The sequence below is a fragment of the Saccharopolyspora endophytica genome (genome assembly GCF_018070075.1).
Lineage (GTDB): Bacteria > Actinomycetota > Actinomycetes > Mycobacteriales > Pseudonocardiaceae > Saccharopolyspora > Saccharopolyspora endophytica.
The window spans coordinates 272,986-297,929 of record NZ_JAGPXE010000003.1; the positions used below are offsets into that span (position 1 = coordinate 272,986).

General features: G+C 69.7%; 25 protein-coding genes. 16 read left to right on the forward strand and 9 right to left on the reverse strand.

Annotation, left to right across the window (positions count from 1 at the left end):
- Positions 1–9: 9 nt before the first annotated feature.
- Complete coding sequence (gene trxA, locus KBO27_RS08865; protein WP_210969487.1) at positions 10–360, reverse strand: thioredoxin; 351 nt, start codon at positions 358–360, stop codon at positions 10–12.
- A 288-nt stretch (positions 361–648) separates the two neighbouring features.
- On the opposite strand from trxA, the gene fabG reads away from it, so the two are divergent.
- The 3 genes from fabG to KBO27_RS08880 all read left to right on the forward strand — a co-directional run bounded on the left by fabG (position 649) and on the right by KBO27_RS08880 (position 3,363).
- Positions 649–1,353, forward strand: a complete 705-nt coding sequence (gene fabG / locus KBO27_RS08870; RefSeq protein WP_210969488.1) for a beta-ketoacyl-ACP reductase — start codon at positions 649–651, stop codon at positions 1,351–1,353.
- A gap of 97 nt (positions 1,354–1,450) precedes the next feature.
- Complete coding sequence (gene fabI, locus KBO27_RS08875) at positions 1,451–2,218, forward strand: enoyl-ACP reductase FabI (RefSeq protein ID WP_132679804.1); 768 nt, start codon at positions 1,451–1,453, stop codon at positions 2,216–2,218.
- Positions 2,219–2,343: 125 nt separating this feature from the next.
- The gene (locus KBO27_RS08880) at positions 2,344–3,363 is read left to right on the forward strand and encodes a ferrochelatase (protein ID WP_210969489.1); all 1,020 of its coding nucleotides are present in this window, start codon (positions 2,344–2,346) and stop codon (positions 3,361–3,363) included.
- Between the two features lie 61 nt (positions 3,364–3,424).
- On the opposite strand, the gene KBO27_RS08885 is transcribed toward KBO27_RS08880, so the two are convergent.
- Positions 3,425–4,219 carry an Rv1486c family protein gene (locus KBO27_RS08885; protein WP_210969490.1) on the reverse strand — a complete coding sequence of 265 codons (795 nt, stop codon included), beginning with the start codon at positions 4,217–4,219 and terminating at the stop codon, positions 3,425–3,427.
- 129 nt (positions 4,220–4,348) lie between these two features.
- On the opposite strand from KBO27_RS08885, the gene KBO27_RS08890 reads away from it, so the two are divergent.
- The 3 genes from KBO27_RS08890 to KBO27_RS08900 all read left to right on the forward strand — a co-directional run bounded on the left by KBO27_RS08890 (position 4,349) and on the right by KBO27_RS08900 (position 6,812).
- On the forward strand, positions 4,349–5,155 hold the full coding sequence (locus tag KBO27_RS08890) for a DUF3097 domain-containing protein (protein WP_307870302.1): 807 nt from the start codon (positions 4,349–4,351) through the stop codon (positions 5,153–5,155).
- A gap of 73 nt (positions 5,156–5,228) precedes the next feature.
- Complete coding sequence (locus KBO27_RS08895) at positions 5,229–5,660, forward strand: NfeD family protein (protein WP_210969491.1); 432 nt, start codon at positions 5,229–5,231, stop codon at positions 5,658–5,660.
- Positions 5,661–5,681: 21 nt separating this feature from the next.
- Positions 5,682–6,812, forward strand: coding sequence for an SPFH domain-containing protein (locus tag KBO27_RS08900; protein ID WP_210969492.1), 1,131 nt, complete (start codon positions 5,682–5,684; stop codon positions 6,810–6,812).
- A 28-nt stretch (positions 6,813–6,840) separates the two neighbouring features.
- On the opposite strand, the gene KBO27_RS08905 is transcribed toward KBO27_RS08900, so the two are convergent.
- Positions 6,841–7,245 (reverse strand): PAS domain S-box protein, encoded by a 405-nt coding sequence (locus KBO27_RS08905; RefSeq protein WP_210969493.1) that lies wholly within the window; start codon positions 7,243–7,245, stop codon positions 6,841–6,843.
- A gap of 145 nt (positions 7,246–7,390) precedes the next feature.
- Positions 7,391–8,068 carry a GntR family transcriptional regulator gene (locus KBO27_RS08910; RefSeq protein ID WP_210969494.1) on the reverse strand — a complete coding sequence of 226 codons (678 nt, stop codon included), beginning with the start codon at positions 8,066–8,068 and terminating at the stop codon, positions 7,391–7,393.
- 67 nt (positions 8,069–8,135) lie between these two features.
- Here KBO27_RS08910 and KBO27_RS08915 point away from each other — a divergent pair, with 67 nt between their 5' ends.
- The 4 genes from KBO27_RS08915 (at position 8,136) to KBO27_RS08930 (ending at position 12,968) form a co-directional block, all read left to right on the forward strand.
- Positions 8,136–9,416: an MFS transporter gene (locus tag KBO27_RS08915; protein WP_246536607.1), complete on the forward strand. Its 1,281-nt coding sequence runs from the start codon at positions 8,136–8,138 to the stop codon at positions 9,414–9,416.
- Between the two features lie 66 nt (positions 9,417–9,482).
- On the forward strand, positions 9,483–10,904 hold the full coding sequence (locus KBO27_RS08920; RefSeq protein WP_372448835.1) for an aldehyde dehydrogenase family protein: 1,422 nt from the start codon (positions 9,483–9,485) through the stop codon (positions 10,902–10,904).
- Between the two features lie 201 nt (positions 10,905–11,105).
- The gene (locus tag KBO27_RS08925; protein WP_210969496.1) at positions 11,106–11,657 is read left to right on the forward strand and encodes a VOC family protein; all 552 of its coding nucleotides are present in this window, start codon (positions 11,106–11,108) and stop codon (positions 11,655–11,657) included.
- A 45-nt stretch (positions 11,658–11,702) separates the two neighbouring features.
- Positions 11,703–12,968: an acyl-CoA dehydrogenase family protein gene (locus KBO27_RS08930; protein ID WP_210969497.1), complete on the forward strand. Its 1,266-nt coding sequence runs from the start codon at positions 11,703–11,705 to the stop codon at positions 12,966–12,968.
- 31 nt (positions 12,969–12,999) lie between these two features.
- Here the strand turns inward: KBO27_RS08930 and KBO27_RS08935 are convergent, their stop codons facing one another.
- The 3 genes from KBO27_RS08935 to KBO27_RS08945 all read right to left on the reverse strand — a co-directional run bounded on the left by KBO27_RS08935 (position 13,000) and on the right by KBO27_RS08945 (position 16,558).
- A complete protein-coding gene (locus tag KBO27_RS08935) occupies positions 13,000–13,578 on the reverse strand; it encodes a GAF domain-containing protein (protein ID WP_132679840.1) in 579 nt (192 codons plus the stop codon).
- 568 nt (positions 13,579–14,146) lie between these two features.
- Positions 14,147–15,565: an amidase gene (locus tag KBO27_RS08940; protein WP_210969498.1), complete on the reverse strand. Its 1,419-nt coding sequence runs from the start codon at positions 15,563–15,565 to the stop codon at positions 14,147–14,149.
- A gap of 24 nt (positions 15,566–15,589) precedes the next feature.
- Positions 15,590–16,558 (reverse strand): D-2-hydroxyacid dehydrogenase, encoded by a 969-nt coding sequence (locus KBO27_RS08945; protein WP_210969499.1) that lies wholly within the window; start codon positions 16,556–16,558, stop codon positions 15,590–15,592.
- 209 nt (positions 16,559–16,767) lie between these two features.
- Here KBO27_RS08945 and KBO27_RS08950 point away from each other — a divergent pair, with 209 nt between their 5' ends.
- The 4 genes from KBO27_RS08950 (at position 16,768) to KBO27_RS08965 (ending at position 19,644) form a co-directional block, all read left to right on the forward strand.
- Positions 16,768–17,286, forward strand: a complete 519-nt coding sequence (locus KBO27_RS08950; protein ID WP_132679868.1) for a DUF3830 family protein — start codon at positions 16,768–16,770, stop codon at positions 17,284–17,286.
- The gene (locus tag KBO27_RS08955; RefSeq protein WP_210969500.1) at positions 17,276–18,037 is read left to right on the forward strand and encodes a maleate cis-trans isomerase family protein; all 762 of its coding nucleotides are present in this window, start codon (positions 17,276–17,278) and stop codon (positions 18,035–18,037) included. Before KBO27_RS08950 ends, KBO27_RS08955 begins: the two co-directional genes overlap by 11 nt.
- Positions 18,038–18,189: 152 nt before the next feature.
- Entirely contained in the window at positions 18,190–18,912 is a 723-nt protein-coding gene (locus KBO27_RS08960) for a maleate cis-trans isomerase family protein (protein ID WP_210969501.1), read from the forward strand.
- A 39-nt stretch (positions 18,913–18,951) separates the two neighbouring features.
- The gene (locus tag KBO27_RS08965) at positions 18,952–19,644 is read left to right on the forward strand and encodes a GntR family transcriptional regulator (RefSeq protein WP_372448836.1); all 693 of its coding nucleotides are present in this window, start codon (positions 18,952–18,954) and stop codon (positions 19,642–19,644) included.
- A gap of 66 nt (positions 19,645–19,710) precedes the next feature.
- Here KBO27_RS08965 and KBO27_RS08970 read toward each other — a convergent pair whose 3' ends face one another.
- Positions 19,711–21,189, reverse strand: coding sequence for an NAD-dependent succinate-semialdehyde dehydrogenase (locus KBO27_RS08970; RefSeq protein WP_210969503.1), 1,479 nt, complete (start codon positions 21,187–21,189; stop codon positions 19,711–19,713).
- A 144-nt stretch (positions 21,190–21,333) separates the two neighbouring features.
- Between KBO27_RS08970 and KBO27_RS08975 the strand changes: the two genes are divergently transcribed.
- The gene (locus KBO27_RS08975) at positions 21,334–22,590 is read left to right on the forward strand and encodes an aspartate aminotransferase family protein (protein ID WP_210969504.1); all 1,257 of its coding nucleotides are present in this window, start codon (positions 21,334–21,336) and stop codon (positions 22,588–22,590) included.
- 176 nt (positions 22,591–22,766) lie between these two features.
- Positions 22,767–23,894: an LCP family protein gene (locus KBO27_RS08980; protein ID WP_210969505.1), complete on the forward strand. Its 1,128-nt coding sequence runs from the start codon at positions 22,767–22,769 to the stop codon at positions 23,892–23,894.
- Positions 23,895–23,971: 77 nt separating this feature from the next.
- Here the strand turns inward: KBO27_RS08980 and KBO27_RS08985 are convergent, their stop codons facing one another.
- Positions 23,972–24,751: a lysozyme gene (locus tag KBO27_RS08985; RefSeq protein WP_307870303.1), complete on the reverse strand. Its 780-nt coding sequence runs from the start codon at positions 24,749–24,751 to the stop codon at positions 23,972–23,974.
- Positions 24,752–24,944 lie beyond the last annotated feature (193 nt).

The window sequence follows — 24,944 nt, forward strand, 5'->3', positions numbered from 1 at the left end:
ACCGGCGGATCACTCCGCTTCTTTCTTGATCTGGTCCATGTCGAGGTCGCGGGCCTGTCCGACGAGGTCTTCGAAGACGTTCTCGGGCAGGGCGCCGGGCTGCTGGAAGACCAGGACCTTGTCCCGGATGATCGCCAGCGTCGGGATCGACTGGACGTCGAAGGCGGCGGCGAGCTCGGGCTGGTCCTCGGTGTCGACCTTGGCGAAGACGATGTCGTCGTGGGTCTCCGAGCCCTTCTCGAAGACCGGGGCGAACTGCTTGCACGGGCCGCACCAGGAAGCCCAGAAGTCGATGATGACGAACTTGTCGTCGCTGACGACCTCGTCGAAGTTGTCCTTGGTCAGTTCGACCGTGGCCATTGGATCCCTCTTCGGATGGTGGGGCAGGTACTCGGGCAACGCCGGCCGCGGGACCGCGCATTCCCCCAGGTTCATGTCGGTTGCACCACGCTCGTGGTGATCAGTGCGAGCGTGGTGGGCCACCGTACTGGCCGCGGGTGCGGTCTGTCGTGCGCGGGTGGCCCGGTGTGTAGGCACGCCACCAGAAAGGGGCCCTTTTTGTGTAAGGAGTCGATGAGCGGTGTGGCTCGCTGAGCCGATAATGTCGCGTCTGAAACGAATCTTGAGCCGTTCGATGGGAGATCCACAGTGGCACGGTCCGTACTGGTGACCGGCGGTAACCGCGGCATCGGCCTGGCCATCGCGAGGGCGTTCCAGGCGGCCGGGGACAAGGTCGCGGTCACGCACCGCGGATCGGGTGCGCCCGAGGGCCTGTTCGGCGTCCAGTGCGACGTCACCGACTCGGACCAGGTCGCGGCGGCCTTCGACGAGGTGGAGGCCGCGCACGGGCGGGTCGAGGTGCTGGTGGCCAACGCGGGCATCACCGACGACACGCTGCTGCTGCGGATGAGCGAGGAGCAGTTCGGCCGGGTCATCGACGCGAACCTGGCCGGTTCGTACCGGGTGGCCAAGCGCGCGGCGAGCAGCATGCTGCGCAACCGGTTCGGGCGGATGATCTTCATCTCGTCGGTGGTGGGGCTCTCCGGTGGTCCGGGGCAGGTCAACTACGCGGCGAGCAAGGCCGGTCTGGTGGGCATGGCGCGTTCGATCGCACGTGAGCTGGGTTCGCGCAGCATCACGGCGAACGTCGTGGCGCCGGGTTACGTCAAGACCGAGATGACCGACGAGCTGCCCGAGGAGCGCAAGAAGGAGATCCTCGGGCAGGTTCCGCTGTCGCGGATGGCCGATCCGGAGGAGGTCGCGGGTGCGGTGCGCTGGCTGGCCTCGGACGAGGCCGGGTACGTCACCGGTGCGGTGATCCCGGTCGACGGCGGCCTCGGGATGGGGCACTGACCCGCTCGGCGGCGGGTGAAGGGACTTCCGGCACAGCGCTGGTGCCGGCCACCTCGGGTGCGTGGCGCCCGGCATGTGATTTCGAAGGGGTTTATTCGTGAGCGGATTGCTCGAAGGCAAGCGGATCCTGGTCACCGGGGTGATCACCGACGCGTCGATCGCGTTCCACGCGGCCAAGGCCGCTCAGGAGCAGGGCGCCGAGGTGGTGCTGACCGGTTTCGGCCGGTTGAGCCTGGTGGAGCGGATCGCCAACCGGCTGCCGAAGCCGGCGCCGGTGCTGGAGCTGGACGTCACCAACGCCGAGCACCTGGAGACGCTGCCGGAGCGGGTGCGCCAGCACGTCAGCGGTCTGGACGGGGTGCTGCACTCGATCGGCTACGCGCCGGCGTCGTGCCTCGGCGGGGACTTCCTGGAGGCTCCGTGGGAGGACGTGTCCACCGCGGTGCAGATCTCGGCGTACTCGTTGAAGTCGTTGAGCACCGCGACGCTGCCGCTGCTGAGCGAGGGCTCCTCGATCGTGGGCATGGACTTCGACGCGCGCGTGGCGTGGCCGGCCTACGACTGGATGGGCGTGGCGAAGGCGGCGCTGGAGTCGACGTCGCGGTACCTGGCGCGTGAGCTGGGGCCCAAGGGCGTGCGGGTGAACCTGGTGTCGGCGGGTCCGGTGCGGACGATGGCGGCCAAGTCGATCCCGGGTTTCGCGGACCTGGAAGCGGGCTGGGGTGACCGGGCTCCGCTGGGCTGGGACGTCAACGACCCGACGCCGGTGGCCAAGTCGATCTGCGCGGTGCTGTCGGACTGGCTGCCCGCCACGACCGGTTCGATGATCATGGTCGACGGTGGTGTGCACTCCCTGGGGGTGTGATCGGTCTTGTGGAGGGGCGCCCTGGAGATGGTCCGGGGCGCCCCTCGTCGTTTCCGGCATCTCGTGGTTCACATCGGGTGCGCCCCGGTTGCGCGGGGATGAATCAGCGGCGCGATGATGGTTCGGTGAGCTTTGATGCGTTGCTGTTCTTGTCGTTCGGTGGGCCGGAGGGCCCGGAGGAAGTGCGGCCGTTCCTGGAGAACGTGACCCGGGGCAGGGGAGTGCCGCCGGAGCGCCTCGACGAGGTGGCCGAGCACTACCTGCACTTCGGTGGCGTGTCGCCGATCAACCGGCTCAACGAGGACATCATGGCCGCGTTGCGATCCGAGCTGGACGCTCAGGGCCGGGATCTGCCGATCTACTTCGGCAACCGCAACTGGCACCCGATGATCGAGGACACCGTCGCGCGGATGGCCGATGACGGGGTGCGGCGGGCCCTGGTGTTCGCGACCTCGGCGTGGGGCGGTTACTCGGGCTGCAAGCAATACCACGAGGACATCGTGCGGGCGCGGGAGTCGGTCGGGTCGCGGGCGCCGGAGCTGGTGAAGCTGCGTCAGTTCTTCGACCACCCGCTGTTCGTCGAGGCCAACGCCGACGCCGTGCGCGCCGCCTACGCCGAGCTGGAGGAGCGGGACGAGCAGGCGCGGTTGGTGTTCACCGCGCACTCCATCCCGCTGCGGGCGGATGATCGGCCGGGCGCGGACGGGCGGCCGCAGTGGTACTCGCGGCAGGTCGCCGAGGCCGCGCGGCTGGTGGCCGAGCAGGTGGGTGCGGAGTCCTACGACGTGGTGTGGCAGTCGCGTTCGGGTCCGCCGCAGGTGCCGTGGCTGGAGCCCGACATCTGCGATCACCTGGAGGACCTGCACGCCAAGGGCGTCGGCTCGGTGGTGGTCAGCCCGATCGGGTTCGTCTCCGATCACCTCGAGGTCGTGTGGGACCTGGACAACGAGGCGGCGGAGGCGGCTGCCGGGTTGGGCATGGGTTTCGCGCGTGCGGCCACGGCGGGGACCGATCCGCGGTTCGTGAAGATGATCGTGGACCTCATCGCCGAGCACACCGATGATGCTCCGGTGTGCAAGCTCTCGGAGCTGCGGATGGCGGGGTCGACGGTCAACGGGGCGCTGTGCGCTCCCGGGTGCTGCTGAGGGTTTCCAGCTGGTGATGGGGGTGTCCGCTCCACCGAGCGGGCACCCCCATCGGCGTGGGTCAGGAGCGGGCGGCTTGGTCGGCCAGGACGCGGACCATCTCGGCGACCGAGGCGCGGCGGGCGGCGCGCACGGCGTCGAACAGCGGGCGCAGGGCGTCGGTGCGGCTGCGCATCGCCGAGGCCGACAGGGCGCCGCCGGGGGCGTCGTCGGTGGCCACCCACAGGATGGCTTCGACCTCGGTGGCGCGCTGGAGGATCCGCAGGGTGCGCTGGGGGATGGTCTCCGGCCAGTCCGGGGTGGGCTTGGCGGCGATGGTCTGGGCGATCTCCTCGCGCACGCCGGGGCGCTGCTTGGCGACGCCGAGCTCGATGAGGGCGGTGGCCGCTTCCCGCATGGCGGAGGCCATGCCGTGCTCTGCTTCGCCGATCGGCAGGTGCTCGGCGGGCGGGAGTTCGCCGGTTTCGAACACCGTCCAGCGCAGGATGCCTTCGGCGATGCGCTCGGGGACCAGTCCCAGTCCGGCTTCGGGCAGCACGGCGGCTTCGCCGATGCGCATCGCGAGCTTGGAGAACGGGGTGGCTCCGCCGAGGCCGCGGGCGTCACCGGGCACGGGCAGCGCCAGTTCGCCGGTGGAGGCACCGGCCTTGCGCAGCGCGGCCAGCAGCAGGGCGGGGCCGGCGGGGGTGTCGTGGGGGCCGGGCAGGTCCAGGCGCGCGGCGAGCTCGTCGTCGGCGGCGCGGAACTCCTGCACCTCGCCCCAGGTCTGCAGGGCATCGAGCACGTCGTCCGACGCGGCCGCACCGTGCAGCCAGGCGGACGACCAGACAACCAAAGTGGCGCTTGGGCATGGCACGTCGGTAGAGGGTACGGATCGAAAACCCTTGCCGCGCCCGGGGGGAGGTGTGGTGTGACTCCGCCCATGGGGTGGTTGCGCGGCGTGGCGGCACGACGGTCGGCCACGATCGGATTACCGTGTCCGTTCGTGCGGTCGGTTGATTATGGACGGGACATCCTGTCGGGCTCGCGGCGCAAGAAGGTGCCGGAGGTCCCGGCTGAGCCGGGTCTGGTGGTCGAGGACCCGGCCAGCGGGTTCTGCGGTGCGGTGCTGCGGGTGGAGAAGGACAACGTCGTGCTGGAGGACCGGCACGGCAAGCAGCGCCTGTTCCCGATGCGCCCGGCGGCGTTCCTGTTCGAGGGCAAGCCCGCGACGCTGGTGCCGGCGCGCACGAGCGCTCCGGCGGCTCCGGCGCGGTCGGCGTCGGGTTCGGTGAAGGTCGAGGGTCTGCGGGCCCGCACGGCGCGCGGCAGCCGGATCTGGGTGGAGGGCATCCACGACGCCGAGCTGGTCGAGCGGATCTGGGGTCACGACCTGCGGGTGGAAGGCGTCGTCGTCGAGCCGCTGCACGGCGTGGACGACCTGCCGGGTTTGCTGGCCGAGTTCGGGCCGGAGCGGGGTCGCCGGGTCGGTGTGCTGGTGGACCACCTGGTGGCGGGCAGCAAGGAATCGCGGTTGGTGGAGGGCATCACCGACGAGCACGTGATGATCACCGGTCACCCGTACGTGGACATCTGGGAGGCGGTCAAGCCCGCCGCGGTGGGGATTCGCGAGTGGCCGACGGTGCCGCGCGGGCAGGACTGGAAGCAGGGCGTGTGCTCGCGGCTGGGCTGGGGCGAGCCGGCGGAGGGCTGGCGGCGGGTGCTGGCCGGTGCCTCCGGCTTCCGCGACGTCGAGACGCCGCTGCTGACCGCGGTGGAACAGCTGATCGACTTCGTCACCGCGGAGGGGTGATCCGGCGGTCACGCGTTGATCACGTGGGCTGAAATGCCAGTGGCGCCTGGGGTGGGCGTGCCACGATGGATGCATGACTCCTGCGCTGCTGTGGCTGATCGCCGGGGTGCTGCTGATCGGCGCCGAGGTCCTGTCCGGAGATTTCGTGCTGGTCATGATCGGCGCCGCGGCTCTGGGGGCCGCCGGTAGTTCGGCGCTGGGCATGCCCTTGGGCGTGGACGTCGCGGTGTTCGCGGTCCTGGCCCTGGGCCTGGTGGTGCTGGCGCGGCCTGCGCTCAAGCGGCGCATGACCGAGCAGCGCGAGCTCAAGACCAACGTGGACGCCTTGGTGGGCAAGCAGGCGCGCGTGGAGTCCGCAGTGGATGCGCAGGGGGGTCAGGTCCGCATCGACGGCCAGTTGTGGTCGGCGCGGGCCTTGGACGAGACGCAGGTCGTCGAGGCCGGTCGCACGGTCACCGTCATCGAGATCGCGGGTGCCACAGCGGTGGTGTGGGCCGAGCCCTGAGGGAGATGAGGCTTCGTGGAGATGGCTGAAGTGATCGTGCTGGTGGTCGTGGTGCTGCTGGTGCTGATCGTCGCGGTGAAGTCCGTGATGGTCGTGCCGCAGGCGCAGTCGGCGGTGGTGGAGCGGCTGGGCCGGTTCCGGACCGTGGCCGAGCCGGGGTTGAACATGCTGGTGCCGTTCTTCGACCGGGTTCGGGCGCGCATCGATCTGCGCGAGCAGGTGGTGTCGTTCCCGCCGCAGCCGGTGATCACCCAGGACAACCTGACCGTCTCGATCGACACGGTGGTGTACTTCCAGGTCACCGATGCGCGGGCGGCGGTCTACGAGATCTCCAACTACATCGTGGCGGTGGAGCAGCTGACCACCACGACGCTGCGCAACGTGGTCGGTGCGATGAGCCTGGAGGAGACGCTGACCTCGCGGGACGCGATCAACACTCAGCTGCGCGGGGTGCTGGACACCGAGACCGGCCGGTGGGGCATCCGGGTGGCGCGGGTGGAGCTCAAAGCGATCGACCCGCCGCCGTCGATCAAGGACTCGATGGAGAAGCAGATGCGCGCCGACCGGGAGAAGCGCGCGATGATCCTCAACGCCGAGGGCACCCGGGAGTCGGCGATCAAGACCGCCGAGGGGCAGAAGCAGTCGGCGATCCTCGCGGCGGAAGGCCAGAAGCAGGCGGCCATCCTCGAGGCCGAGGCGGACCGGCAGTCGAGCATCCTGCGGGCGCAGGGTGAGCGGGCCAGCCAGTACCTGCAGTCGCAGGGGCAGGCCAAGGCGATCGAGAAGGTCTTCGCGGCCGTCAAGCGCGCCAAGCCGACCCCGGAGCTGCTGGCCTACCAGTACCTGCAGACGTTGCCGCAGATGGCGCAGGGCGATGCCAACAAGGTGTGGGTGGTGCCCAGCGACTTCGGCAAGTCGTTGGAGGGCTTCGCCCGCATGCTCGGTGAGCCGGGCGAGGACGGGGTGTTCCGCTACGAGCCGTCGCAGGACACCAGCGACGCTCCGCCGGCCGAGGCGGTGGAGGAGTCGGTGCAGGCGTGGTTCGACACCTCCACCAACCCCGAGGTCGCCGAAGCGGTGCGTGCTGCGGAGGCGGTGGCCCGCAAGGAGGTTCCGCCGGCGAACATGGCGCAGCCGCCGGAACAGGGCTGAGGCAGCGCTCGTGACGTCCCGGTGCCGGTCATCCGGCGCCGGGACGTACTTGTTGGGCGGGTGCGGTGATGGGGGTGAACGGCTGCGCGCCTTCGCGGGCGGGGGCGTAGGTGGCCACGGCGCCCTGGGCGTTGCCGTAGGGGTCGCGCAGCACGCCGAACACGCCGGGGAAGACCCGGATCCGGCCGTCGTGGCAGACCACCGGCAGGTTGATGGGGTTGCCTTCGAGGTCGGCGTGGGCGGTGCGCATGGCGCGGTGGAATCCGGCCCAGTGCGCCTGCTGGTGCTCGGCGGGCACGATGAGGTCCAGGGTGGCGCCGACGGCGTCGCGGGCGGGGTGGCCGAAGAGGGCTTCGGCGTCGGCGTTGAAGTGCACGATCGTGCCGCTGGGGTCGGCGATGACCATGGCTGAGCGGTGTGCGGTGTCGTTCATGGCCAGATGATGCGGCCGGATGAGGATCAGCGCCTTCTGGAACACACTGTTGATGATTAAATGCCTCTGTGGTTTCAGTGCGGGCCGAAATCAATACTTCGCATCGCACCGTTCCGCACACGACTGTCGCCGGGAAAGACCGGCTTCAGGCGTCGTCGGTCGGGTCGAGGTAGGAGCCGCCTGCGATGCCGAGGGCGCGGACGGTGCCCAGGAGGTGCTCGCGGAGCTGCTTCTTGGCCAGCTCGGCCTCGCCGGTGGCGAGGGTGTGGGCGAGTTGGGCGTGCTGGTGGGTGATGCGCTCGCGCGTGGAGTGGGTGCGCGCGGTGGAGGTGATGCGCATCTGCTTGTCGCGCAGGGTGTTGTAGAGGTCGGTGACGACCGGGTTGCCCGCGGCGCCGACCAGGGTGGCGTGGAAGGCGCGGTCGGCGACGTGCATCTCGGCGTCGCTGAGGTCGGTGCCGTCGCAGGCGGGGTGGCCGGCGAGTTCGCGGCCGATGGCGGTCATCGCCTCGGGGCCTTCGATGGCGAGCTTGTCGATGGCGAAGCTCTCCAGCGCCAGGCGGGCCTCGATCGCGGCGCGGGCTTCGGCGGCGCTGACGGGCACGACCAGGGCGCCGCGCTTGGGGTAGAGCTTGAGGAATCCCTCCGATTGCAGGCGCAGGAACGCCTCGCGGACGGGTGTGCGCGACATCTGGAGGGCGTTGGCCACTTCTCCCTCGCTGAGCAGCTCTCCGTCGGGGAAGCTGCCGTCGAGGAGTCCGGCCTTGACGTGCTGGTACGCGCGGTCGGCCGCCGGCGTCTCGGATGCTGTTGCGCTCGACACGTGAGCATCCTACTTCCACCCCTCTTGTATCTATGATGGATACAAGTCTTTCAGGGAGGGGTCGCAGTTGTCCACGACGGTCGAAGCGCCACCGCAGCAGGCGGGCGCCCAGCGGCGAGGATCCGGTAGCCGCATGGCGTGGCTGGTCTGGGGCGTGGGAGCGCTGTGCTACTGCGCGGCGCTGTTCCACCGCGCCGGGCTCGGCGTCGCCGCACCCGAGGCGGTGCAGCGCTTCGACGCCGGTCCGGGCGTGCTGGCGCTGTTCTCCGCGCTGCAGCTGGGCGTCTACCTGGTGCTGCAGATCCCGGCCGGGCTGCTGGCCGACCGCCTCGGACCGCGCAAGGTCATCACCGGCGGCATGATCGCACTGGCGATCGGCTCGGCGGTGTTCGCGCTGAGCGGTTCGATCGTCGGCGGGATCACCGGGCGGATGCTCATCGGTTTCGGTGACGCGTTCATGTTCACCAACGTGCTGCGGCTGGCCGCGCACTGGTTCCCACCGCACCGCTACGGCAAGGTCGCCGCGCTGACCGGTCTGGCCGGCGGGCTCGGGCAGGTCGTGTCCACGCTGCCGCTGAGCCTGTCGCTGCACTCGCTGGGGTGGGTGCCGACGTTCCTGGGCGCTGCGGCGCTGACCGCGGCGCTGGGGCTGGCGGCCGCGCTGATCATCCGCGATCGGGACTCCTCGGCGCGCACCCGCGTCGCCGAGTCCGAGCCGGTGTCGGAGCGGATCCGGCACAGCCTGCGGGCGGTGGCCGCGCAGCGCGGCACCCGGCACGCGTTCTGGACGCACTTCGTGCTCATGGCGCAGTTCGTCGCGATCACCACGTTGTGGGGCGGGCCGTGGCTCAGCGCGGCGCAGGGGCACGGCCAGTCGGAGGTCGGGTCGCTGCTGCTGGTGAGCGTGGCCGGGTTCATCGCGGGGTCGTGGGTGGCCGGGCAGTACGTGTCGGGGCGTCCGCGCCGCCGGGAGCGCTACACGTTCGGGTTGTCCTCGATGGTCGTGGTCGTGTGGGCGGTGATGGTCGGCTGGCCGGGTGCGCTGCCGATGCCGGTGCTGGTGGTGGCGTTGCTGGCGGTCGGTGTGGCCGGTGGTGCGGCGATGCTGGCCTTCGACGGTGCGCGCACGGCCAACGCCGAGCACCGCTCCGGTACTGCCACGGGTGTGGTGAACATGGGTGGTTTCAGCGCTGCGGTGCTGATCCAGCTGCTGGTCGGTGGTGTGCTGGAGCTGGTGTCGGAGTGGGATCCGGCGGTGGGGTACCGGTGGGCGTTCGCGCCGGTGCTGGCGCTGCTGGTGATCGGTACCGCGTCGCAGTGGTGGTCGCGGGACCGCGCCCTGCGGTGAGCGCGCGGCGTTAGCCTCGGGTGCGTGGTCGGCCAGCGGCGGCCGGCATGGCTTGGAGGCGTGAGCGTGGAACTGCACAACCTGGTCGGTGGCGAGTCGGTGGCGGCGCTGGATGGTGCGACGTTGCCGGTGGTGGATCCCAGCACGGGTGAGCAGTACGCGACAGCGCCGTTGACGCGCTGGGCGGATGTCGATGCGGTGATGCCGGTGGCGGCCGGGGCGTTCGAGTCCTGGTCGCAGGCCACGCCGAGGCGTCGGCAGGAGGCGTTGCTGGGCATCGCCGATGCGGTGGAGGCGCGCAGCGAGGAGCTGGTGCTGGCCGAGTGCCGCAACACCGGTAAGCCGTTCGAGGTGGTGCGGGCGGAGGAGCTGCCGATGGCGGTGGATCTGCTGCGGTTCTACGCGGGTGCGGCCCGGGTGGAGGGTGCCACTGCGGGTGGTGAGTACCGGGAGGGGCACACGTCGTTCACGCGGCGGGAGCCGATCGGGGTGTGCGCGGCGGTGACGTCGTGGACGCATCCGCTGGTGCAGGCGGCGGCGAAGATCGGTCCTGCGGTGGCAGCGGGCAACGTGGTGGTGCTCAAGCCCGCGGAGACCACGCCGGTGAGCGCGGTGTTGCTGGGTGAGCTGGTGGGTGAGTTCGTGCCGCCGGGTGTGGTGAACGTGGTGTGCGGTGATCGGGACAGCGGTCGGGCGATGGTGGCTCACGAGGTGCCGGGGATGTTCTCGATCACCGGGACGGTGCGGTCGGGGATGGAGGTCGCGGGGTCGGCGGCGGCGGATTTGAAGCGGGCGCATCTGCAGCTGGGTGGTAAGGCACCTGCGGTGGTGTTCGCGGATGCGGATCTGGATCGGGCTGCGGAGGGGATCGCGGCGGCGGCGTTCGGCAACGCGGGGCAGAGCTGCACGGCGGCGAGCCGGGTGCTGGTGGCCGACGAGGTGCGCGAGGAGCTGGTGGGGCGGTTGGTGGAGTGGGCCGGGCGGTTGCGGCCGGGGCCTCCGCAGGACGCGGACGCGGCGTTCGGTCCGCTCAACAGCGAGGGGCAGTTGGAGCTGGTGCTGGGCCGGTTGGAGCGGTTGCCGGGGCATGCGCGGGTGGTGGCGGGTGGTCGGCGGCGCGGTGAGCGGGGTTTCTTCCTGGAGGCCACGGTGGTCGACGGGTGCGGGCAGGACGATGAGCTGGTGCAGCACGAGATTCTGGGGCCGTTGGTGACGGTGCAGTCCTTCGCCGGCGAGCAGGAGGCGGTGGAGTTGGCCAACGGTGTGCGCTACGGGTTGACGGCGAGCGTGTGGACGCGTGATCACGGTCGGGCGATGCGGATGTCGCGGCGGTTGCAGGCGGGCACGGTGTGGATCAACACCCACGACCTGTTGGTGGCCGAGATGCCGCATTCGGGTTTCAAACATTCGGCGTCGGCGCGGGATTTCGGCCACCACGGTCTGGAGGACTACACGCGCATCAAGCACGTGATGTCGGCGTGGGACTGAGTCCACGTTGTGTCCAGGAGAGGGGTTGCACGATCGGCTTGCCACTGTTCTTGAGCTGGTGGCGAGGGACTCGGTGCCCCGACCGCACATCCTGATCACTGGCTGAATGTGTGCCGCTCAGGGCGTTCATTCAGCGGGTATGTGCCTATGTCGATGACCGGGGCCCGCCATGTGGGTCTCCCCGCGGGTTCACTGCTGTTGTTGGGCGGCGTTCTGATGGCTCATCCCACCGGCCTGCTCCTGGGGCTGAGACCGGCTTGGGAGGCTGCGGAGTTCGACCCCGGCAGGGTCGGTTTGAACCACCTCTCCTTCGAGGTGGCTACGGAAGAGGCTCTGCACGCCTTGGCCACCGGACTCGCGCGGTTTGGCTGCCGGGGAACCGCCCCCTCGCGCGTTGAGATCGCCGAGATCGCGGGTCTGCGCACCACGGATCCCAGCGGAATCCCGGTGTCCCTCATCGCGCAACTCGGACCTGCGCTCTCCGTTTGGTGGTGCGTTCTGCGTTCCTGCGATCTGCAGGTCCCGCCGCACGACCTGGCGGTGTTCTTCTCGTACCTTCTGCACGAGCGCGCACCGGTGTGGTGGCTGGGCTTCCGGCTGCCGCGCTCGACCGGCTCCGCCGCGGTGACTTCGCGACCTACGGCCACAGCTAAAGCCGCGGCGCAGGGACGTCTATCGCGCCCGCACAGCCCGCATAGCCCCAAACAAGTGAACTTCGGTCGGGATCATCACATGGCCACGCTGGCTTTCTGATCCTTCAATCTGTCGGAGCTTCCGCCGCATCAGTATGGTTGCTCCTTGGTCACAAAACCGGTGGAGGAGCAGGGCGGGCTGATGCCGGATCTCATTGAGCAGCTATTCATGACCAACCGCGACTTAGAGGTCCGCGAACAGGCACGAACGTTCGTCGACGACGAGATCACTGCCCGCAGCAGTGATCTGGAAGGCAGCACGGTCCCCGAACTGGACCTTGCCCGGAGTTTCGGCAAGCACGGCTGGTTCGGACTCACCATTCCCACGCGCTACGACGGCATCGGTGCAGGACAGGTGGCCAAAACCGCTGTTCTGGAGGCCATTTCCCAGGTCTCACCGCCGATGGGGTACTTGTTCCAGGCCTACTACCTCGGCGTAGCGAAGATCCTGCACCACGGCACCGACGTCCAGCAGGGACGGTGGCTGCCGGCCATCGCCCGAGGTGACTGCTTGCCGACCATCGCCGTCACCGAACCCGGGGCGGGCGGCAACATCGGCCAGACCCGCGCCACAGCCGAGCGGCGCGGAGACACCTATGTCCTCAACGGGGTCGGACTGGCCTGCAAAACGTTCGTGGGTGGCAGCCACAACGGTGCGGATCTGCACGGGGTGATCGCCCGTACACCCGGGACCTCGGGCATCGCCGGGCTCACCGCATTACTGGTGGAGGCCGATCGCCCCGGGGTGGTGCTCGGCGAGCCCCGCGTCATCGACGGATTCTCGTTCGGCGATGTCGGCTTCGAAGACTGCGAAGTCCCTGCGTTGAACCTCATCGGCGCCGAAGGCCAGGGCATGCACGTCGCGCAGGCCAGCAGCACCCTCTACGGGCGGCTCAATCTGGCGGCAGTCGGCCTGGGCATCATGTCACGCGTCCTCGACGGCACCGTGAGATTCCTGAAGCAGCGCCCTCTGCACCCGGACGCACGTTCCCTTGACCAGCTACAGGTCAATCAGCAGAAGCTGGGCAAGATGCAATCGCTGTACATGTCAACGCGAACCGATGTGTACGCCGCCGCCGCTGGGCGCGACCGGGGCTGGGATGGTGTTGAGCTCGACGCAGCGCTCAACAACGCGAAACTGCAGTCCTACGTCCGCGGGCAAGAACTCGTGGCCCTGGCCAAAGACATCCACAGCGCCTACGGCCTGGTCGGTGCTCTCCCGCGGGACGCGGTGTACCTCGACCACCTCATCTCACCGGCGGGCACGCCAGATTTTCAGCGCTACAGGCTGTTCCAGCACGCTATGGGAACCGAGCGATCATCATGGTCGGCTCGGTTCCCCGCTCAAGTCCAGGAGTCTGCGGAGCTCTAGCAGGCAACCACGACGGTGCCGCGCATGCTCATCACAGGCGTTCGCCGTCGACGACGGGAGTCAACGGGCGTTTCAAGATGTCCAGCACAGCGTTGGCCTTCTCCTTGATGAACGCGATTCCATCCCGTCCGTACTTTCGGACGTCGTTGTCGACGGTGCACACCGTCGCGAGCACTGTTCCATCATCGTCGATGACCGGCGCACCGAGATACGTGCGCACGTTCAGGAGGTCGAGCGCCGGGTTCTCCCCGAACCTGGGGTAGTCGCAGACGTCGTCGAGCTGCAGCGCCAGCCGCCGCTTGACGACGTGTGCGCAGAATCCTTCGTTGAGGTTCATGTAGCGCTTCATGCCCCCGTTGGGGTCGTGAAGCCCGGCGAAATATTGCACGGGCTCCTGGTCCGCGTCGAAGAACAGGTTGACCATCGTGTACGGAAGGCCACCGCCGGTCATCGACGACACGTCGGCGGCAAGGTCAGCTGCGAAAGCGTCCAGCTCTCGGGCTCCCGTTCGCGTCAAACCGAGTTGCTGCAGTCGTTGGCGGCGTTGGAACGCGCCCGGGTCGTTCTCGAGCGGGTTGCCGTGGCGCTCGAGCCGATAGTCCTCAGTCATGGAACCTCCCGTGGAGCCTCTTACTGGGTGATCGCAAAAAGTATGTCACGGAGCCGGAACCGTCAGATCTTGCCCTGCGATGCTGGCTGGTCACGACGACGACGCTCTTTGTGCGCTCCCATGGCGCATTTCGACGTCGAAGTGGAGTTTCTCCGGGGAAGCTCCACCAAGGCGCACTTCGGGAAGATGCTCGGCGAACTGAGATTTCATCCTGCGCTGGTCCCAATTGGGTCCGGAAGCGTCGTCGCCGATTTCGGTGCGGCCGGCCAGCTCGCTGCGGCGGCCATTGAGGAGGCGCTCGCAGGCATCAGAGCAGCGCGCGCTTCCGGCGGTGCCCGTCGTACCCGTCCGTCTCGTCGTCGCACACCACGTGCTCACCGCCGCAGCTTACGACGACCGCGAGGGAGATTAGGCCAATTCGGTCAATCTCAGGAGAACTGCTGTCCATCAACCATCTGGTCGGGCCTCGTCGAGGAGCTCACCGCGCGGTGCCTCCATCTCATCGGGGCCGGGTCCTGCCACGCTGCCCGTGCCCGATCCGCCCCGGTCTGCGGCTCCGGGGGCGGGTTCAGGAGTCCGTGGCCCGCTGCTTCGGTGTGGTGGTGCGGGTCCAGGGGCGGGCCTGCTCGTAGGCGTGGGCGGCGCGCAGGATGGTGGCGTCGGCGTGGCGTGGGCCGATGATCTGCAGTCCGATGGGCAGGCCGTCGTCGGTGTGGCCGCAGGGGATGCTGGCGGCGGGTTGCTGGGTCATGTTGAACGGGTAGGTGAACGGGGTCCAGGTGGTCCAGCGGTCGCCGTCGGTGGGGGATTCGCGTCCTGCGGTGAAGGCGGGGATGGGGACGGTGGGGGTCAGCAGCAGGTCGTGGTTCTGGTGGAAGGCGCCCATGCGCTGGCCGATTTTCATGCGGGTGTTGGTGGCTTCGAGGTAGTCCTGGGCGCTGTAGGTGAGTCCTTGGCGGCAGATGGCGGCCAGTCCGGGGTCGAGGAGTTCGCGCTGGGCGTCGGTGAGGTGTTCGGTGGCTTTGGCGGCGCCGGCGAACCAGAGGACGTGGAAGTCCTCGATGGGGTCGGTGATGCCGGGGTCGGCGTGTTCGACGTGGGCGCCGAGGTCGTGGAAGGTGAGGGCGGCGTCGGTGAGGGCGCGGGCGATCTGGGGGTCGACGGGGGTGCCGTAGCCGAGGTCGGTGCTCACGGCGATGCGCAGGCCGGTGACGCCGCCGCCGAGGTGGTCGAGGAAGGAGTCGGTGGGTGGGGCCAGTACCGACCAGTCGCGGACGTCGGGTTGGGCGAGGACGTCGAGCATGAGTGCGGTGTCGGTGACGGTGGTGGTCATCGGGCCGGCGTGGGAGAGGGTGCCGAAGGGGCTGGCCGGGTAGAGGGGGATGCGGCCGTAGGTGGGTTTGAGGGTGGCGATGCCGCAGAAGGAGGCGGGGATGCGCACGGATCCGCCGCCGTCGGTGCCCAGTGCGAGGGGGCCCATGCCGGTGGCCACGGCTGCTGCGGCGCCGCCGGAGGAGCCGCCTGCGGTGCGGGAGGTGTTCCAGGGGTTGCGGGTGATGCCGTGGCGGGGGCTGTCGGTGACGCCTTTCCAGGCGAGTTCGGGGGTGGTGGTCTTGCCGAGGAGGACGGGGTTCTCGCGGCGCAGCAGGGTGACGGCGGGGGCGTCTTCGGTCCAGGGCTGGTCGGGGTCGACGGTGTGGGAGCCGCGCAGGGTGGGCCAGTCGCGGGTGAGGAAGATGTCCTTGATGGAGGTGGGCACGCCGTCGAGTCGTCCGGCGGGGTGGCCGCGGTGCCAGCGGTTCTCGGATTCGCGGGCGGCTCGCAGTGCTTGTTCGGGGTCGACGAGGCAGTAGGCGTTGACGGCCGGGTCGTGGTCGTTGATGCGTTGCAGGGCGGCTTCGCAGGCTTCGACGGGTGAGAGGGTTCCGGCGGCGTAGGCGGCCAGCAGCTCGGTGGCCGAGAGCTCGGCGGGCTGGGTGTTGGCCATGGCGTCTCCCTGGATGTGGCGGCCTCAGGCGGTGACGTAGCCGCGTTGCTTGTCGACGACGTTGCGCAGGTCGGTGCCGTGGGTGAAGGCGCTCAGGTTGGTCAGGAACAGGTCGACGAGTTCGTCAGTCCAGCCGAGGGTGTCGCCGGACATGTGCGGGGAGACCAGGACGTGGGGCATCTCCCACAGGGGTGAGTCCTGCGGGAGGGGTTCGGTGTCGAAGACGTCGAGGGCGGCGCCGGCGATGTGCTGCTGCTGGAGGGCGGTGACGAGGGCGGGTTGGTCGACGAGTTCGCCGCGGCCGACGTTGATGAAGCGGGCGCTGGGGCGCATGGCGGTGAGGACTTCGGCGTTGATGAGCCCGTGGGTCTGGGGTGTCAGGGGTGCGGCGACGACGAGGTAGTCGTAGTCACCTGCGACGCGGGCGAGGTCGTCGGAGGTGTGGATGTCGCCGAAGTCGGGGTCGCCGGTGCGGGCGGTGCGTCCGGCTCCGGCCACGCGCAGTCCTGCGTTGGTGAGTTGGCGGGCGATGGCGCGGCCGATGGGTCCGGTGCCGACGACGAGGGCGGTCTTTCCTTCGATGCGTTCGGTGACGCGGTGCTTCCACTGCTTGGCGTCTTGCAGGCGCAGGGTGGTGTGCATGTCCTTGGCGAAGGTGAGCACGGTTCCCAGGACGTATTCGGCGATAGGCTGGTCGAAGACGCCGCGGGAGTTGGTCAGCTGCACGGGGGAGTCGCGCAGCTGCGGGAACAGCAGGCGGTCGACTCCGGCGCTGGCGGCGTGGATCCATTGGAGCTTGTCGGCCTGGGGCCAGGCGTCGGCGATGGCTTGGGAGCGGAAGGCCCACACGAACAGGGCGTCGGTGCCGGGCAGGGCGTCGGGGAGTTCCTCGCCGGTGGCGTAGCGCAGTTCGGCGTGCTCGGCGATGCGGGCCATCTCGTCGGGTGCGTCTCCGTCGTGGAGGACGACGACGGTGGGGCGGGTGTTGACCATGGCGATGACCTTAGGGCCGCAGGGGTGTCGGGTGATCGTCTCCCACGCCGATGACGAGTGTGTTTCCCCAGCACTGGGCGGTGAAAACGCGCGTCGGTGGAGGCATTGACACGCTAGGAACGGTTCGTAGGATTGTCAACAATCCACTGGCATCGGTTGGTCCGGCCCGGGGAGAGTGCGAGATGGCCACAGCGAACGAATGGATCACGATGCCCAGGTACCTGTCGATCACGCTGGAGAAGCGCGGTGTGTCCTGCGTGGCGGAGTTGCTCGACGCCGACGCGCCCCGAACCTGCGAGGCGGTGTGGAACGCGCTGCCGCAGGTCGGGCCGGTGCACCACGCCAAGTACGCCCGCAACGAGATCTACACGATGGTGCCGCGCTTCGCCGCCGATGAGCCGGGTCAGGAGAACCCGACGGTGACCCCGATCCCGGGCGACGTCGTCTACTTCTCCTTCCCCGGCGGCATGCTGGACCGGGAGTTCAAGCAGGAGAAGGGGATCGAGGATTTGCCGGGCGTGATCGACCTGGCGATCTTCTACGGGCGCAACAACCTGCTGCTCAACGGTGACGTGGGCTGGGTGCCCGGCAACGTCTACGCCACGATCGTGGAGGGGCTGGCGGAGATGGCCGAGGCCTGCAACGACGTGTGGCGTTCGGGCAGCGTCGGCGAAACCCTGCGCTACGAGCGCTTCGAGGGAACGATCGGGGGCCGGCATGCCACTTGATGACTTCCTCGGCGGGGTGTCGGGCCCGGTGCAGCAGCGGGGGGTCGGGGTGATCGCCCCGTTCGACCTGGCGCTGGACCGCGAGTTGTGGCGCTGGTCGCCGCAGGAGGTGTCGCTGTACCTCACGCGCACCGCGTTCGTCCCGGTGCCGGTCAGCGTCGAGCAGGCCAGCCTGGTCTCCGACGAGGCCGCGGTGCACGCGGCCACCCGTGACCTGCTGGTGCCCGAGCCGGAGGTGGTGGCCTACGCCTGCACCTCCGGGAGTTTCGTCGACGGCGCCGGCGGGCAGCGGCGGCTGGTGGAGGTGATGCGCGATGCCGGTGCGCCGGCCGCGGTGACCACCTCGGGTGCGCTGGTGCAGGCTCTGGAGGTGCTGGGTGTGGGCAGCGTGTCGATCGCGACGCCCTACGTGGTCTCCATCACCGACCGGTTGTGCTCGTTCTTGGGCGAGCACGGGGTGGAGGTGGTCTCCAGCGTCGGGCTGGGTTTGGACGGCCAGATCTGGAAGACCGGGTACCGCGAGGTGGTGGAGATCGTGCGCGCGGCGGATCGCCCGGAGGCCGAGGCGATGTTCATCTCGTGCACGAACCTGCCCACCTACGACCTGATCGGGCCGTTGGAGCAGGAGTTGGGCAAGCCCGTTCTCACGGCCAACCAGGTCACGATCTGGGCGGCGCTGCGGGAGATGGGGCTCTCGGCGGTGGGGGCCGAGCAGCGATTGATGCAGGCGGTGGACGCTCCGGCCGCATGAGCGGGGCGGTAAAGATGACATTACGAACGTTCCGGCGGCCGTTGACCCTGCGGTAATATTGTCAACAATCGACACCCCCGTTGCGGTGTGGCCGGGCGGGGTACCCCAGGGTTGTTGGCCGTTGGACGTCGAGCACAGGATGGAGCTCCCCGGTGCCGCACACCGCAGGAATTCTGTATCCCGGCTACAGCGCCGAAGACGACTACCCGACCCTGGAGGGCCTGCTCGGAGACGATGTCCGGCTGCCCCTGGTGCACACGCTGATGCGCGAGGACGCCCACCGGGTCGATGCCCTGCTGGACGTGGGTTCCGAGCAGGTGCTCGCCGACGGCGCGCGTGCGCTGGGCGAGGTGGATTCGGTGGTCTGGGCGTGCACCTCGGGCAGTTTCGTCTTCGGCTGGTCCGGGGCGCGCGATCAGGTGGAGAAGCTGCAGGCCGTGACGGGCAAGCCGACGTCGAGCACGTCGTTCGCGTTCGTGCACGCCGCGGCCCTGCTGGGGTTGCGGCGGGTCGCGGTGGCCGCGACGTACCCGGCCGATGTGGCCGAGCACTTCGTGGAGTTCCTGCGCGCCGGTGACCTGGAGGTGGTGCGGCTGTCCAGCAGGGGCATCGTCACCGCAGCCGAGGTCGGCACGCTGGGCCGCGAGGAGGTGCTGTCGTTCGCCGCGGCCAACGACGACGACCAGGCCGAGGCGCTGCTGATGCCCGACACCGCGCTGCACACCGCGGCGTGGCTGGAGGACATCGAGCAGCAGTTGGGCAAGCCGGTGCTGACCGCCAACCAGGTCAGCGCGTGGGAGGCGTTGCGACTGGCCGGTGCGGGCAGGTCGCGTGAGGGATTGGGAACGCTGTTCCGGACCGGAACAGGCCGGTGACCCCGGCGGTCATCGGCGAACAGGGAAATGGTGAGCGCAGTGCTCGGGACCGAGGAGCAGTACCAGCAGCCCGGTGAGCTGGAGCCGGTGCAGCGCAAGTCGACGGCGGCGATCGTGGCCGACCAGTTGCGCGCGGCGATCATGTACGGGTCGCTGCCTCCGGGGTCGCAGCTGGGGGAAGCGGAGTTGGCGGCGCGGCTGGGGGTGAGCCGGGGGCCGCTGCGGGAGGCGATGCAGCGGTTGGTGGCCGAGGGCTTATTGCGCAGCGAGCCGCATCGCGGGTTGTTCGTGATGGATCTGCACACTGAGGACGTCGCCGACATCTACGTGGCGCGGTTGGCGGTGGAGCGGGCGGCGTGCGAGCAGATCGTGCGGCATCACCGGGTGGAGGCCGTGGCGGAGCTGACCGCGGCGCAGTCGCGGATGGTGGCCGCGGCGGGCAAGGGTGATGCCATCGAGCTGGCCGATGCCGATCAGGAGTTCCACGAGACGCTGGTGCGGGTGTCGGGCAGTGCTCGGTTGCAGCGGATGGCGCAGACGCTGCTGGTGGAGAAGCGGATGTGCCTGACGGCGTTGCAGGACAAGTACCACGCCGACGTGCAGGCGCTGGTCGATGAGCACAAGGGCCTGGTCGATGCGATCGAGTCCGGTGACGAGGCGTTGCTGCTGTCGCGCCTGGAGGCGCACATGAACGACGCGTTGGAGCGCCTCAACGGTTCGATGGCCGAGTAGGGATCTCACGCCGAGGGGCCCGGTTTCCGCGGAAACCGGGCCCCTCGGTCATGCGTGCGTGGTGGGTCAGAGGCCGCCGATGGAGACGTACTTGGTCTCCAGGAACTCGTCGATGCCGACCTTGCCGCCTTCGCGGCCCAGCCCGGAGGCCTTGACCCCGCCGAAGGGGGCGGCCGGGTTGGACACGATGCCCTGGTTGAGGCCGACCATGCCGGTGTCGAGCGCTTCGGTCACGCGCAGGCCGCGCTGCAGGTTCTGGGTGAACAGGTAGCTGACGAGGCCGTACTCGGTGTTGTTGGCCTTGGCGATGGCGTCGCGCTCGTCGGTGAAGGTGGTGATCGGCGCGACCGGTCCGAAGATCTCCTCGCTGGCCATGCGCGCGCCTTCGGGCACGCCGGTGAGCACGGTGGGGGTGTAGAAGTAGCCGTCGCCGCCGTGCCGGTCGCCGCCGGTGACGACCTGGGCTCCTTGGGCGACGGCGTCGGAGACCAGGTCGGTGACCTTGCTCAGCTGCTTGTCGTCGATGAGCGGGCCGACCTGGATGTCCTCGGAGACGCCGCGGCCGATGGTCAGCGCGGACATCCGTTCGGCGAGCTTGTCGGAGAAGGCCTGGGCGATGTCGGCGTGGACGTAGAAGCGGTTGGCCGCGGTGCAGGCTTCGCCGATGTTGCGCATCTTGGCCTGCATGGCGCCGTCGACGGCGGCGTCGAGGTCGGCGTCGTCGAAGACCAGGAACGGTGCGTTGCCGCCGAGTTCGAGGGAGACCTTGAGGACCTGCTCGGCGGACTGCTCGATGAGCTTGCGGCCGATGGCGGTGGAGCCGGTGAACGACAGCTTGCGGGCGCGCGGGTCGCGGATCATCGGTTCCATGACCCCGCCGGCGTTGGAGGAGGTGACGACGTTGAGCACGCCGTCGGGCAGTCCTGCTTCCCGCAGGATCTCGGCCAGCGCCAGCATCGACAGGGGTGTCTGCTGAGCGGGTTTGATCACCGAGGTGCAGCCGGCGGCGATGGCGGGGCCGATCTTGCGGGTGCCCATGGCCATGGGGAAGTTCCACGGGGTGATCAGCAGGGCGGGGCCGACGGGCTGGCGGGTGACCAGGAAGCGGCCGGAGCCGTTGGGGGCCACGGCGTAGTCGCCGCCGATGCGCACGGCCTCTTCGGCGAACCAGCGGAAGAACTCCGCGGCGTAGGTGATCTCGCCGCGGGCCTCGGGCAGGGGCTTGCCCATTTCGAGGGTCATGAGCAGGGCGAGGTCTTCTCGCCGCTCGATGATGATCTCGTAGGCGCGGCGCAGGATCTCGCCGCGTTCGCGGGGTGGGTGGGTGGCCCAGTCGGCTTGGGCGTCGTGGGCGGCGCCGAGCGCGGCGAGCGCGTCGTCGGGGGAGGCGTCGGCGACGTGGCAGAGGGTGGCGCCCGTGGCGGGGTCTTCGACGGCGAAGGTGCGTTCACCGGTGGCGTCGCGCCACTTGCCGGCGATGAGCAGCTGCTTGGGGGCGGCCTCGACGACGGTCGCCTCGCGGGGATGCGTTGGGGTGGTGGTCATCGCTGCGCGAACCCTCCTGGGTGTCGACGGATGTGCTTGTTTGCCAACCTAGTGCGCTTCGGTGGTGGACACCGAGTGTTGCTGATGGTTGCATGACTGCCTAGATTGTCAACAATCCTACATTCTGCATGCTTGGAGTCGATCATGACGGAGCTCTCCCCGGCGCTCAAGCAGGCGACCCCGGTGCTGGCCGCACGCGGCGAAGGGGTCTACCTCTACGACGAGTCCGACCGCCGCTACCTGGACTTCACCGCCGGCATCGGTGTCACCAGCACCGGACACTGCCACCCGCGCGTGGTCGAGGCCGCCCAGCGCCAAGTCGGCACCCTCATCCACGGCCAGTACACGACGGTGATGCACAAGCCGCTGCTCGACCTGACCGAGCGCCTCGGCCAAGTGCTGCCCGAGGGCCTGGACCGCCTCTTCTACGTCAACTCCGGTAGTGAAGCGGTTGAAGCGTCCGTCCGGTTGGCGCGACACGCCACCGGGAGGGCCAACATCATCGCCTTCCAGGGTGGTTTCCACGGCCGCACCATGGGCGCGGCCGCCCTGACCTCCTCCGGGGTGAAGGTGCGCGCCGGGATCGGGCCGATGATGCCCGGCGTGGTGTTCACGCCCTTCCCCGAGCCCTACCGCCAGCAGTGCAGCACCGAGGAGGCCGTGCGCCGCGCCCTGGCCGAGTTCGACCAGCTGCTGGTCACCCAGAGCTCCCCGCGCGACACCGCCGCGATCATCGTCGAGCCCGTGCTCGGCGAAGGCGGCTACATCCCCGCGCCCCCGGATTTCCTGGCCGGCCTGCGCCGGCGCGCCGACGCCCACGGCATCCTGCTCATCGTCGACGAGGTGCAGACCGGTGTCGGGCGCACCGGCCGCTTCTGGGGCCACGACCACGCCGGCGTGCGCCCCGACATCCTCATCACCGCCAAGGGCCTGGCCAGCGGCTTCCCGATCTCGGCGATCGCCGCCGGTGAGGAGCTGATGAGCAAGGCCTGGCCCGGATCGCAGGGCGGCACCTACGGCGGCAACGCCGTGGCCGCCGCCGCGGCACTGGCCACCCTGGACGTGGTGGAGCAGGAAGGGCTGGTGGCCAACGCCGCCGAACAGGGCGCGCGGCTGGTCGAGGGGCTGCGCAAGGTCGCCGCCGACCACCCGGTGATCGGCGACGTGCGCGGGCTCGGGCTGATGCTGGGCAACGAGTTCACCACCCCCGAAGGCACCCCGGACACCGCCACCGCCTCCCGCGCGCACGCCGCCGCGGCCGAGGCCGGGCTGCTGCTGCTGACCTGCGGCCCGCACGGCAACGTGGTGCGCATGATCCCGCCGCTGATCGTCACCGCCGAGCAGGTCGACGCCGCGATCGAGCTGTGGGCCACCGCGGTGCGCTCGGCCGTGGCAGGCTAGAGGGACGCGCTGGTGGTGGGTGTGAGATCTTCCTCGGGCCCACCACCAGCACAAACCCCGATCTGCGGGTCACTGTTCGATAGCGGCGGCCACCTGCGCGACGTGCTTCTGCAATGCTGCACGCCACACAGCGGCGCGTGCGGGACGCGTCGCCAACAACCGACGCAGGTGTGAGCATGAGCGACTGGTCGGCGGGCGGACCGCCGAGGCGAAGGCCGCAGGGCGGCGGCGACAGGTACGACTACTATCGCGGCGCGCAGGCCCCTCAGGGACGGCGCCCCGCGCCGCCACCCCCACCCGGGCGCCCGCGCGGCGACCGGCCACCACCCCCGCCGCCGCGGCGGCGCGGCAAGCCCCGCTGGGGCAAGCGCATCGGCATCGCGCTGCTGATCGTCGCGGTGCTGCTGGGTGCGCTGGTGTTCTACTTCGACAGCATGCTGCAGCGCACCGCCGCCCTGGACTTCGAAGGCCAGGCGGGCAACTCGGCGGGCAGCAACTGGCTGCTGGTGGGCTCGGACTCCCGTGAAGGCCTCGACGACGCCCGGCGCGAGGAGCTCTCCGCCGGTGACGCCGGTGGGCGCCGCACCGACTCGATGATGCTGGTGCACATCCCCAGCGGCGGTGGGCAGCCAGCGCTGATCAGCCTCCCGCGCGACTCCTACGTCGCCATCCCCGGGCACGGCAAGACCAAGCTCAACTCGGCGTTCTCCTTCGGCGGGCCGCAGCTGCTGGCCCAGACCGTCGAGCAGAACACCGGCGTGCACATCGACCACTACGCCGAGATCGGATTCGGCGGGTTCGCCGACCTGGTCGACGCCGTCGGCGGAGTCGACATCTGCCTGGACAAGCCCATGGACGACCCCATGGCCAACGTCCACCTGCCCCAGGGCTGCCAGGAGCTCGACGGTGCTCAGGCCCTCGGGTTCGTCCGGGCCCGCTACTCCCTGGACGGGGGCGACCTCGAACGCGCCGAGAACCAGCGCAAGCTGCTGGGTGCCCTGGTCGACAAGGGCACCAGCCCCGCCACGCTGATCAACCCGTTCCGGTTGTTCCCGCTGGCCTCCGGGGCGAGCAAGACCTTCCTGGTCAACGACAACGACCACATCTGGCACCTGATGTCGCTGGCCCTGGCCATGGGTGATGTCAGCGGCGGTCAGGGCGTGACCACCCAAGTGCCCTTCGGGCGCTTCGGGGAGGACTCCGACGGCGGATCGGTCATCGTCTGGGACAAGGAGAAGGCCGGCCAGATGTTCGACGCCATCAACAACGACCAGCCCATCCCGCCGGAGCTGATCGGGCAGTAGAACGCACCGCTGAACGCACAAGGTGGGCCGTCCCGGGAGAAGGGGCGGCCCACCTTGTGTGCGTGGTCTGCGCGTGATCAGCCGGCGAAGGCGGCCAGCTGGCCGACGTCACCGTTGAAGGCGTCCTGGCCGCCCGGCAGCGGCCCTGCGTCGGAGTGCTGCCAGAACGAGTGGAAGTTCCAGCCCGCCGGCAGCGGGCCGATCTCCGGGGCGTACCGGGCGATCCACAGCGGGTTGTGCGCCGCGAAGTCCGGGTTGGCGCCCGTGCACTGGTTCCACCACGACGCCGTCGTGTAGATGACCGGAGCCCTGCCCGTGCGCGCCTGGTAGGTGCCCGAGAAATCGGCGATCCAGCGCGACATGCTCACCGGGTCCATCCCGTAGCAGGTCTCGCCGTAGGGGTTGTGCTCGATGTCCAGAACCCCGGGAAGCGTGCCCGAGCCCGGCGTCCACGCACCGCCGTTGTCGACGAAGAAGTTCGCCTGCACCGCGCCGGGCGCGCGGTCGGGCAGCGCGAAGTGGTAGGCGCCGCGCACCATTCCCACCGCCGCCGCACCGTGGAACTGCTGGGCGTAGGACGAGCTGCGGAACCCGCTGCCCTCGGTGGCCTTGACGTAGGCGAACCGCGCCCCGTCGGCGTAGGCCCGGGGCCAGTCGACCTGCCCCTGGTGACCGCTGACGTCCATGCCCGCCAGCGCACCGGCCGGAACCCGCCCGGAGGTCCGCTCACCGGAGGCCTCGCGGCCCGCGCTGTAGCCGATCCACGCGCCGTGGGTGTCGTTCGGATCCAGGCGGGGTGCGGCGGCCTGCGCCGGGGAGGCGGCCCCGATCAGGGCGGCCACGACGGCCAGTAACACCAGCGAACCCCTGCGGCGGGGCGATGCCGCGCGACACCGGTGACGACCGGACGGTGGGAACATCTCTGGCCTCCTCACTGGACACCGGCACACCCGCCCGCCAGGCGGGGTGCCGGTGTGAGAGCGGGCCGGTCGCGGCGGCACGTCCACCGCGGCCTGCCCGGAAGGTCGTTGACGGCTGATCTTGCGGGCG